At 62.1% G+C, this 11,316-nt stretch carries 8 protein-coding genes; 4 read left to right on the top strand and 4 right to left on the bottom strand.

The window, feature by feature from the left end; genetic code table 11:
• Nucleotides 1–14: 14 nt before the first annotated feature.
• The 4 genes from MCB86_RS00175 to MCB86_RS00190 all read right to left on the bottom strand — a co-directional run bounded on the left by MCB86_RS00175 (nt 15) and on the right by MCB86_RS00190 (nt 7,080).
• Entirely contained in the window at nt 15–1,406 is a 1,392-nt protein-coding gene (locus tag MCB86_RS00175) for an efflux transporter outer membrane subunit (protein ID WP_239608958.1), read from the bottom strand.
• Entirely contained in the window at nt 1,403–4,573 is a 3,171-nt protein-coding gene (locus MCB86_RS00180) for an efflux RND transporter permease subunit (RefSeq protein WP_045162299.1), read from the bottom strand. Before MCB86_RS00180 ends, MCB86_RS00175 begins: the two co-directional genes overlap by 4 nt.
• A 99-nt stretch (nt 4,574–4,672) precedes the next feature.
• Entirely contained in the window at nt 4,673–5,902 is a 1,230-nt protein-coding gene (gene mexE, locus MCB86_RS00185) for a multidrug efflux RND transporter periplasmic adaptor subunit MexE (protein ID WP_045162298.1), read from the bottom strand.
• A gap of 260 nt (nt 5,903–6,162) precedes the next feature.
• Entirely contained in the window at nt 6,163–7,080 is a 918-nt protein-coding gene (locus MCB86_RS00190; protein WP_045162297.1) for a LysR family transcriptional regulator, read from the bottom strand.
• A 264-nt stretch (nt 7,081–7,344) separates the two neighbouring features.
• On the opposite strand from MCB86_RS00190, the gene MCB86_RS00195 reads away from it, so the two are divergent.
• From MCB86_RS00195 to ligD, 4 genes are all read left to right on the top strand, one after another.
• Nucleotides 7,345–8,361: a zinc-dependent alcohol dehydrogenase family protein gene (locus MCB86_RS00195; protein ID WP_239608962.1), complete on the top strand. Its 1,017-nt coding sequence runs from the start codon at nt 7,345–7,347 to the stop codon at nt 8,359–8,361.
• Nucleotides 8,362–8,462: 101 nt separating this feature from the next.
• Nucleotides 8,463–9,320, top strand: coding sequence for an SDR family oxidoreductase (locus tag MCB86_RS00200; RefSeq protein ID WP_239608965.1), 858 nt, complete (start codon nt 8,463–8,465; stop codon nt 9,318–9,320).
• Between the two features lie 24 nt (nt 9,321–9,344).
• Complete coding sequence (locus tag MCB86_RS00205; protein WP_239608967.1) at nt 9,345–10,343, top strand: Ku protein; 999 nt, start codon at nt 9,345–9,347, stop codon at nt 10,341–10,343.
• Nucleotides 10,344–10,358: 15 nt separating this feature from the next.
• On the top strand, nt 10,359–11,276 hold the full coding sequence (ligD, locus tag MCB86_RS00210; RefSeq protein WP_239608970.1) for a non-homologous end-joining DNA ligase: 918 nt from the start codon (nt 10,359–10,361) through the stop codon (nt 11,274–11,276).
• Nucleotides 11,277–11,316: the final 40 nt, after the last annotated feature.

The raw sequence follows: 11,316 nt of genomic DNA on the forward strand, positions 1-11,316 counted from the left end.
AGAGCTGTTTCAGGTCAACCGCTGGCCAGCTGCCAGCCGCCGCCCAGCGCTTTATAAAGCGCGACGATTCCACGGTACAGATCCACTTCGGCCAGCGCTTGGGCGTCCTCGGCGGTGAGGCGCTCACGCTCGGCATCCAATAGCACCAGGAAGTCCACGGTGCCTTCCCGGTAGCGAATCTGCGCCTGTTGCGCAGCAGCGCGGCTGGCGCTGGATTGGCGTAACAACGCCAGCAGCCGCTCCTGAGCACGGGCATAGTCACTGAACGCATTTTCCGATTCTTCCAGCGCGAGCAGAACTTGCTGCTCGTAGTTCGCCAACGCGCCTTCGGCATCCGCTTCGGCACCGCGCAAGCGAGCCCGGACGCTGCCCATGTCGAATGCCGCCCAGCTGATGCTCGGCGCCACCCCCCAGGCTTGTGCAGCGCTCGAGCCGATCTGCGAGCCACGACCTGCAATGAACCCAAGGAAGCCCGACAGGCTTACCCGCGGGAACAGATCGGCCGTCGCCACGCCGACGTTAGCGGTGGCGGCCGCCAGTTGCCGTTCGGCGGAAAGAATGTCCGGGCGGCGGCGCAGCAGTTCGCCGGGATCGCCGATCGGCAATGCCTTGGCTATTGCCGGCAGCTCGCGAGGCGAAAGGTCGACACTGAGTTGCTCCGGACGCTGGCCGAGGAGGGTGGCGATGCGATTGCGCGCGCGGGTCTGTGTCGCTTGCAGTTGCGGCAAGCTGGCTTCGGTGGCGGCCAGACGAGCATCGGCACGCAACACATCCAATTCGCTGCCCATACCGGCTTCGCGCAGCTGCTCGGTCAGTTCATGCGACTCGCGTTGATTGGCGAGGTTTTCCCGGGCGATACGCTCGCGCAGCTGCGCACCACGCAGTTGGCCATAGGCATCCACCAGTTCGGCGATCAGGCTGACCTGTAGCTGATAGAGCTCGGCTTCTGCGGCCTCGCTTTGTGCCTCGCTGGACTCGATGCGGCGTTGGATGCGCCCGAACAGATCCAGCTCCCAGGCCATGTCCAGACCCAGATCGTAACGCTCGATATTGCTACGTTCCTCGCTAGTACCCGGCTGCTGAGCCTTGCCGTACTCGGCGCTGGCACCGGCAGTCACGGTCGGGAAACGATCATTGGCCGCGTCATCACGAATCGACCGCGCCGCGCGTAACCTGGCGAAGGCGATGCGCAACTCGCGGTTCTCCGACAATGCCTCGCCGACCAGCGCATCGAGTGTCGAGTCGTCGAACTGACGCCACCAGGCGGATTCGAAGCGCGAGCGGTCGAAACCCTCGGCGTTGGCTCGCTCAATCTTGGCTGGAGCCGTTTCCGGCGTCCGGTAATCCGGGCCGACGGCGCACGCGCTCAAGGTGAAGATCGCGGCAAGCAGTAAGACAGCTTTCATGCATGGGACTCCTTCAGTACAGCCTTTTTCTCCTCGCGCTTCTCAACGAAGGCGCGAATCACCAGGTAGAACACCGGGGTCAACAGCAGCCCGAAGAAGGTCACGCCGAGCATCCCGCTGAACACCGCGACACCCATGGCATGACGCATCTCAGCGCCCGCGCCGGAGGACAACACCAGCGGCACCACGCCCATGATGAAGGCGAAGCTGGTCATCAGGATCGGCCGCAGCCGCAACCGGCAGGCCTCCAGCACAGCGGCCAGACGGTCCATGCCTTCTTCCTGTTTGTCCTTGGCGAACTCGACGATGAGGATCGCGTTCTTGCACGCCAGTCCGACCAGCACGATCAGTCCGATCTGGGTGAACACGTTGTTGTCGCCACCGGACAGAATCACGCCGGTGATCGCCGACAGCAGGGTCATGGGCACAATCAGGATCACCGCCAGCGGCAGGCTCCAGCTCTCGTATTGCGCAGCCAGCACCAGGAAGGCCAGCAGCACGCAGAGCGGGAAGACGAAGACTGCCGTGTTGCCCGCCAGAATCTGTTGGTAGGTCAGCTCGGTCCATTCATAGCTCATGCCGTTGGGCAGTTCGGCCTTCAGCAGGCGCTCCATCGCGGCCTCCGCCTGGCCGGAGCTGTAGCCCGGTGCCGCGGCGCCATTGATTTCAGCGGTGAGGAAACCGTTGTAGTGCATGACCCGGTCGGGGCCGGCGCTATCGCTGACTTTGACGAAGGTCGACAGCGGCACCATCTCGCCGCGGTTGTTGCGCACCTTCAGCTGGCCGATCTGCTCGGGTGCCAGGCGGAACTTCTGGTCGGCTTGGACGTTGACCTGGTAGGTACGGCCGAAGCGGTTGAAGTCGTTGGCATACAGCGAGCCGAGGTAGACCTGCATGGTGTCGAAGATCTCATCGATCGGTACGCCGTGGGTCTTGGCCTTCTCGCGGTCGATGTCGGCGTCCACCTGCGGCACGTTGACCTGATAGCTGGTGAACAGCCCGGCCAGTTCCGGATAGTCGGCGCTCTTGGCGAGAACGTTCTGCACCTGCTTGTAGAGCTCCTCGTAACCGAGATTTCCGCGGTCCTGCACCTGCACCCGGAAGCCGCCGATGGTGCCCAGCCCCTGCACGGGAGGCGGCGGGAAGATCGCGAGATACGCTTCCTGAATGCCCGCGAACTGACCGTTCAGCTCACCGGCGATGGCCCCGGCCGACATGTTCGGCTCCTTGCGCTGATCGAAATCCTTCAGGGTGACGAAGACGATCCCGCTGTTCGGGCTGTTGGTGAAACCGTTGATCGACAGGCCGGGGAAGGCGACGGTGTTCGCCACACCAGGGTGTTTGCCGGCGATTTCCGACATTTGCTTGATCACATCCTCGGTACGGTCGAGGGTGGCGGCATCGGGCAGCTGCGCGAAGGCCACCAGGTACTGCTTGTCCTGAGGGGGCACGAAACCGGTCGGGGTATTGGCGAAGCCCATGTAACCAAGAGCGACCAGGCCGACGTAGACCACCAACGCGATGCCGCTGCCACGCAGGATGCGCCTTACCGCCCCGACATAGCCGTGACTGGCGCGCTCGAACACGCGGTTGAACGGGCCGAACAGCCAGCCGCCGAACAGCTTGTCCAGCAAGCGCGAGAAGCCGTCTTTCGGAGCGTCGTGGTGACGCAGCAGGACTGCGGCCAATGCCGGCGACAGGGTCAGCGAGTTGAACGCCGAGATCACCGTGGAGATCGCGATGGTCAGTGCGAACTGTTGGTAGAACTGCCCGGTCAGGCCGGAAATGAACGCCGTCGGGATGAACACCGCGCAGAGCACCAACGCTGTGGCGATGATCGGCCCGGTGACCTCCTTCATGGCCTGTTTGGTGGCTTCGACCGGAGACTTGCCGAGGCCGATGTTACGTTCGACGTTTTCCACCACGACGATGGCATCGTCCACCACGATCCCGATCGCCAGCACCAGCCCGAACAGCGACAGTGCGTTCAGCGAAAAGCCGAGCATGTGCATTACGGCGAAGGTACCGATCAGCGATACCGGCACGGCGGCCAGCGGGATGATCGAGGCACGCCAGGTCTGCAGGAACAGGATAACGACCAGCACTACCAGTACGAGGGCTTCAAGCAGGGTGTGCACCACCGCCTCGATGGATCCACGCACGAAAATGGTCGGATCGTAAACGATCTCGTAATCCACGCCTTCCGGGAAATCTTTCTTCAACTCGGCCATGCGCGCACGCACGGCGTCAGAGATCGCGATGGCATTGGAGCCCGGACGCTGAAATACCGGGATGGCCACGGCCGGCTGGTTGTTGAGCAGCGAACGCAAGGCGTATTGGCTGGAACCCAGCTCGACGCGCGCGATGTCGCGCAGGCGGGTGATCGAGCCGTCTTCGCCGGCACGAATGATGATGTTCTCGAATTCCTCTTCGTTGACCAGACGGCCCTGGGTATTGATCGACAGCTGAAAGTCGGTCGCGCCCGGTGCCGGTGGTGCCCCGAGCGAGCCGGCAGCGACCTGGCGGTTCTGCTCGCGGATCGCGTTGACCACGTCGGACGCGGTTAGATTGCGCGAGGCCACCTTGTTCGGGTCCAGCCAGACGCGCAGCGAGTAATCGCCCATACCGAACAGCTGCACGTCACCGATACCGTCCAGTCGCGCCAGCTCGTCCTTGACGTTGAGCGCCGCGTAGTTGGACAGGTAGAGCATGTCGTAGCGTTCGTCAGGCGAGGTCAGGTGGACCACCATGGTCAGGTCCGGCGAGGCCTTGTCCACCGTTACCCCGAGGCGCTGTACTTCGGTCGGCAGCGTCGGCATGGTGCGGGTCACGCGGTTCTGTACCTGCACCTGGGCGTTGTCCAGGTCGGTGCCGAGGGCGAAGGTGACGGTCAAGGTCAATTTGCCGTCGGCGGTCGCCTGGGAGGACATATAGAGCATGCCCTCGACGCCGGTGATGGCCTGCTCCAGCGGCGAGGCGACGGTTTCGCCGATCACCTTGGGGTTGGCGCCGGGGAAGTTCGCACGCACCACGACGGTGGGTGGAACGACTTCGGGGTATTCGCTGATCGGCAGCTGAAACAGCGAGATGGCGCCACCGATCAGGATGATCAGCGACAGCACCGCAGCGAAGATTGGCCGCTGAATGAAGAACTGAGAAAAATTCATGACGCACTCCGGGGGCGAGGGCGCGCATGGCGCGCCCTGACGGAATCGATTTTCTAAGGGTGCGCCGAGGCGCACGGTCTACGGGGGTTAACGGATGCCTCAGCTGCTTGGACGGCGCGCCACGTTGTGCTCGACGACTTCGGTCTTGAACGCTGCCGTGATGGCACGGTTTTGCTCACGTAGCGCAGCGAGGGTGTCGGCATCAGCCATCGGTACGTTCTGCGGCTGTACTGGGCTGCCCGGACGCACACGCTGCAGGCCGTTGACGACAATGGTCTCGCCTTCATGCAAGCCGTTGCGCACGATGCGCAGACCTTCGAGCTTCGGCCCCAGCTCAACGGAGCGATAACTCACCTTGCCGTCATCCCCCAGAACCAGCACGAACTTCTTGCCGAGATCGGTTCCCACCGCGACGTCCTTGATCAACACCGCCTCGTAGGTGGCGCTGCCAACCAGCTTCAGACGCGCGTAAAGCCCCGGGGTGAAGCGCCCGTCACGGTTGTCGAACACGGCGCGGCCGCGAATGGTGCCGGTACGTGGATCGACCTGGTTGTCGATGAAGTCCATATGACCCAGATGCGGATGACCGTCCTCGCTGGAAAGACCGAGGTAAACGGGCGTTTCTTCCCCCCGCGCGCCTTCGCGTGCCAACTCGCGGTATTTCAGGTAGGTGCGCTCGTCGGCCTCGAAGTAGGCGTAGACCTTGTCGGTGGAAACCAGTGTCGTCAGCAAGGCCTCGCCGGCATTGACCAGGTTCCCGGCGGTGATCAGGGCACGCCCGGCACGGCCATCGATCGGTGCCGTCACACGGGTGAAGCTCAGATCCAGTTTGGCGGCTTCCAGTTGCGCCTGGATGGCAGCAACGGCGGATTTCGCTTCGCTGGCGGCGCTGACGCGGGCATCGGCGAGCTCGGCGGAGATAGCGTTGTTGGCGCGCAAACGCTCACCACGCTGAGCTTCGCTGGCGGTGCGCTGCTGAGTAGCACGGGCCTGCTGCAGCTCGGCTTGCAGGCGCTTCACCTGCGCCTCGAACGGCCTCGGGTCGATTTGGAACAACAGATCGCCTTTCTTGACCAGTGCGCCTTCCTCGAAGGCAACCTTGTCGATGAAGCCGGACACTCGCGGGCGAATCTCCACCGACTCCGGAGCCTCCAGACGGCCGGTGAGCTCGTCCCATTCGGTGACTTGCTGTTCGATGACTTCAGCCACGCTGACCTGTGGCGCCGGCATTGCCGCTTCGGTGGCCTCTGGCGCTTGGCCGCATGCGCCAACGAGGACAGCGGCAACCGCAACCAGTGGGTAACGCAAGGCTTTGAGTGAACGTTCCATGCTTGACTCCGCAACTCGGGTTTTTATCGATGGCGGGAGTGTGCCGGCTGGCCTTGCGATGCAGAAATCGAACAAGGCGAATATGAATATCATCCAGGATGATGTTGCCGATGGCTTCATCGATGGCGGACGAGGCGCCGGTACCTATTAGGTGGTGTCGCCAGCGCATCCGAACCTCGATGAGGATCGGGGCGGTGCGGACTCACGGTTGGTGGATTACGGTCCGGTAGGGTCGGTGAAACTCTTCGCGATTTGGAGCTTCAGAGACTGTCCGGGTCGCCGACGAACATCTGAATACGCGAGCGCAGCCAGCGTTCAGCGGGATCGTTGTCCTGCGCGCCACGCCAGGCCATGGACAGTTCGAAGTCCTGACTGGTCTCGAATGGCAGCGGCTCGGCGCGCACACCACCATTGGCGGCGAGGGCAGATGCGGCATAGTCCGGCAAGGTTGCGACCAGGTCTGTTCCTGCCAGCAGGCTTGCCAATCCGTTGAACTGCGGTACGGCCAGCACCACCTTGCGCTTGCAGCCGTGCAGCGCCAGCTCCTCGTCGATATAACCGTTCAGGTCGCCGGCGAACGAGACCATGGCATGCGGACGCGAACAGTAGTCTTCCATGGTCATGCGGCCCGGAATGCTGTCGGCACGCAGCAGCATCGGTTTCGGCCTGCGCAATATCTTGCGCTTGGCGTTGGCTGGCAGCTCCTGGGTATAGCAGACGCCGACCGATATCTCGCCGGACGCCAGCAGGCCCGGCATCAACAGGTAGTTGGCGCGCCGTATCACCAGCACCACGCCCGGCGCTTCGGCACGGATGCGCCGGAGCAGTTGTGGCAGCAAAGCGAATTCGACTTCGTCGGTCAGGCCGATCCGAAACACCAGCTCGCTGGTGGCCGGGTCGAAGCTCGAAGCACGGCTGACCGCGGTGGAGATCGAGTCCAGCGCGGGGGAGAGCAGGCTGGCGATTTCCTGGGCTCGAGCGGTCGGTTCCATGCTGCGACCCGTACGCACGAACAACGGATCGTCGAACAAGGTGCGCAGCCGCGCCAGTGCGGCACTGATCGCCGGCTGACCGAGAAACAGCTTTTCGGCCGCTCGCGTCACACTGCGCTCGTGCATCAGCGTTTCGAAGACAATGAGCAGGTTCAGATCCACACGGCGAAGGTCGTTGCGATTCATGCCTTTCACTTCAAGCGGGGGTCAGACGAAGGGCGCGACTGACTTCAGGTTGCGACTGCATTCTAGACAGATCGGCGTGACGTCGGCATGTCCATTTCCGCTTTGCAATTACACAAACCTGCAGGTTGTGATGCGGCTTTACATACATAACACCATCATTCCTGCGCATGGCAACTATCGAGCGGAATGCGGGAATCACGGCTGGAGTTGTGCCGAAGGTGCAGATAGAGTCACTAACACAGTAGTAAACCGAGGGGTCTTTCAATGTCCCGTATCATTCGTTTCCACCAGTTCGGCCCGGCCGAGGTCCTGTGCTATGAGCAGCAGGACGTTCCACGGCCAGGTCCCGGCGAAGTTCTGATCGGCGTTCGTGCTATCGGCATCAGCTGGAACGACGTGCTCTGGCGGCAGGATCTTGCGCCGCGCCATGCGCGACTACCGTCCGGGCTTGGTAGTGAGATCGCCGGCGAAGTGCTGGCGGTGGGCGACGAGGTGAACGGTTTCGCCATCGGCGACCAGGTGGCGAGCTTCCCCGCCCATGACCTGAACCAGTATCCCCTGTACGGCGAGCATGCACTGCTGCCGCACACCTCGCTCGTTCACTACCCCGACATGCTCGGACCGATCGAAGCCTCCATTCACTACACGCCGGCGCTGGTGTCTTATTTCGCGCTGGTCGAACTGGCGCAGCTCGAGCCCGGCCAATATGTCCTGGTGACCCAGGCGCGCCATTGCACCGGCCCGACCGCAGTCCAGGTGGCGAAGGCGCTGGGTGCAAGAGTGATCGCCACGTGCGAGACGGCCGAGGACCGCGATTTCCTGCGCGAACTGGGCGCCGAAACGGTGATCGTGACCGAAGAGGAGGATCTGGTCGGACGACTGCAGAAGATTACCGGCGGTGCCGGCGTCGAGGTGGTGCTCGATGCTTGTGGCGGCTCGCAGATGAAGCTTCTGGGCGATGTTATCGCGCCGCGTGGCAAACTTATCCTCTACGGGCTCAACGGCGGCAACGAAACGGCATTTCCGGCGTGTGCGGCCTTCAAGAAGAACTTCAAGTTCTTTCTTCACTGCCTATGCGACTTCACCGGGCAGCCGGAGTTGGGCATCAAGCAGAATCGCGAAGCGGTCGAGCGCGCGCTGTTGCATATCAACCAGCTCACGGTCGATCGGTTGATTACACCTCAGGTCGATAAGGTGTTTGGTTTCGATGACGTGGTCGAAGCGCATCGGTACGTTGAAAGTGGCATACCGCGCGGTCGAGTCGCGCTTCGCGTCGACTGAGCAGGGCCATACCGCGGCCCTCTCATCGCTTCACAGAAACTTTTCCCACGCGGCTCAAGTCCTCCGAAGACAGGTTATTCACCTTGACGGAGGATTTTTGCATGGCCGACGAAAACCAGACCCTACCCCCTCAGGAACAACCCGAGCCCGGCAAAGAGGGCTTGATGAATCCGCGACCTGAGTTCCGTGGCGAAGACTACAAAGCTGCCGGAAAGCTACAAGGCAAAGTCGCCATTATCACTGGCGGCGACAGCGGCATCGGCCGCTCGGTCGCGGTGCTTTTTGCCCGGGAAGGGGCCGACGTGGCGATTCTTTATCTCGATCAGGATCAGGATGCGAACGAAACCCGTCGCGTCGTTGAAAGTCATGGCCGCCAATGTCTGACCTTCGCCGGCGATGTGGCCGATCGCGACGTGTGCCGCAAGGTCGTCGACGAGACGCTGTCCAAGTTCGGCAAGCTCGACATCCTGGTCAACAACGCCGCGGAACAGCATCCGCAAAAGTCTTTCGAGGACATCAGCCAGGAGCAGTGGGAGAAAACCTTCCGCACCAATGTGTTCGGCATGTTCCAAATGACTCAGGCCGCGCTGCCTCATCTGAAGGAAGGCGCCTCGATCATCAATACCAGTTCGGTGACGGCTTACAAGGGCAACCCGATGCTGATCGACTATAGCTCGACCAAGGGCGCCATCGTGGCATTTACCCGGGCGCTGTCGATGAGCCTGGCCGAACGTGGCATACGGGTGAACTCAGTTGCGCCGGGGCCAATCTGGACGCCGCTGATTCCATCCACTTTCGATGCGGACAAGGTTGCCGAATTCGGTGCCAACGTACCGCTCAAGCGCCCTGGCCAGCCGGACGAAGTCGCACCGGCCTATGTCTATCTCGCAAGCAGCGACGCCTCCTACATCAGTGGTCAGGTGATCCATGTGAACGGCGGGACGGTGGTGAACGGCTGACCAACAGCAAACAGGAGAAAGGCTATGCCTCGCACGATCTGGAAGGGCGCGGTCAGTTTCGGTCTGGTGCATATCCCTGTCGCGTTGGTGCCGGCCACCACGCGCCAGGGAATCGACTTCGACTGGCTGGATAAACGCAGCATGGATCGGGTCGGTTACAAGCGCATCAACAAGACCACGGGCGAAGACATCGACAGTGAGAACATCGTCAAGGGCGTGGAATACGAGAAGGGCAATTACGTCGTGATCAGCGACGAGGAGATCAAGGCAGCCCATCCGAAAGCCACGCAGACGGTGGACATCGTCGCCTTTGTCGATGCCAAGGACATATCCTTTCTCTACATCGATACGCCGTACTACCTCACGCCCGATCGACGGGGCGAGAAGGTCTATGCGCTGTTGCGCGAAACGCTGATCCAGACCGGCAAAGTCGGTATCGCCAACGTTGTGCTGCGTAACAAGCAGCACCTGGCAGTGGTCATGCCGCTGGGCAAGGCTCTGGTGATGAACACGCTGCGCTGGGCCGATGAGGTCCGCGGCGTGGAATACCTCGAGATGAAGGACGAGGCGCTAAACACCGATTTGAATCCTCGCGAGCTGGAGATGGCCAAGCGCCTGGTCGAGGACATGAGCGAAGAATGGAATCCCGAGCAGTACAAGGACACCTTCCAGGACCAGATCATGGATCTGGTGGAAACCAAGGCGCGCGAAGGCAAGATCGAGGCTGTCGGAGGCCCCGAAGAAGCCGTCGACCGGCGCAGTGCCGATGTCATTGACCTTACCGAATTGCTCAAGCGCAGCCTGGCGGGCAAGACCGCCAAGAAAGCCACGCCTGCGGATGAGGTCGAAGACGAGGAGGAAGCCGACGAAGAACAGGCCGCACCGGCTAAACGCACACCGAGCAAAAGTGCCTCCGGCAAGGGCAAGACGGCGAGCAAGTCAACCGCAAGCAAATCCGGCAGCAAGGCGACGGCTGCACGCAAGAGCACGGCTAACAAATCCAGCAGCAAGAAGGCCAGCTGACCTCATGAGGTAGCCATGTCCGCAGCATCCGGCAAGAGCGGCCGCCCTGACGTGGGTGGCATTGGTATCAGCAATCCGCAACGGGTCATCGACGCACGCAGCGGCGGCACCAAGCTGCAACTGGCTGAGTATTATCTGGCCGTCGGCGACTGGCTGACGCCGCACCTGCGCAACCGGCCGCTGTCCATCGTCCGTGCTCCGGACGGGGTGGATGGTGAGAATTTTTTCCAGCGCCATTGCGGGCGTTTGAAAATGCCGCACATGCGCGTCCTGGACAAATCACTGGACCCTGAACATGCGCGTCTGATCCAGGCGGACAACATCACCGCTGTCGTCGAGGCGGTGCAGATGGGCACCGTCGAATTTCATACATGGAATGCCCGCAGCGACCGTATCGATCGCCCGGATCGGATCGTTTTCGACCTCGATCCGGATCCCGCATTGCCATGGTCGAGCATGATCGAAGCGACGTCGATGACCCTGGAGCTGCTTGCCGGCCTGGGCCTCAAGGCGTTTCTCAAAACCAGTGGCGGGCGTGGCATGCACGTGGTGGTGCCGATCGACCGTCGCCAGGGCTGGGACTGCATCAACGAATTCGCGCGCGGCGTGACGGCGCGCCTCGCCACACAGGCGCCCGAAAAGATCGTGGAAAAGATGGGGCCGAAGAATCGCGTCGGAAAGATCTTCGTCGATTACCTGCGCAATCAGAGGGGCGCCAGCACCGTGGCGGCTTACTCGGCTCGTGCGAGACCGGGATTGCCGGTTTCCGTACCTATCAGGCGCGATGAGCTGGAGCAGATCGCCGGGGCGGATCAGTGGACCATTCACAACCTGCACGAGCGCCTGGAGCAGATGCGAGAGGATCCCTGGTCCGACTACGCATCGACGCGCCAGGGCATTTCGGCGCGCCTGTTGAAGGCGCTTGACGCCTGACTCGACAGGTGACCTTTCCATCGCCGAATCTCCAGCTAGC

It is taken from the genome of Pseudomonas sp. KSR10, from assembly GCF_022355455.1.
Classification (GTDB): domain Bacteria; phylum Pseudomonadota; class Gammaproteobacteria; order Pseudomonadales; family Pseudomonadaceae; genus Stutzerimonas; species Stutzerimonas stutzeri_E.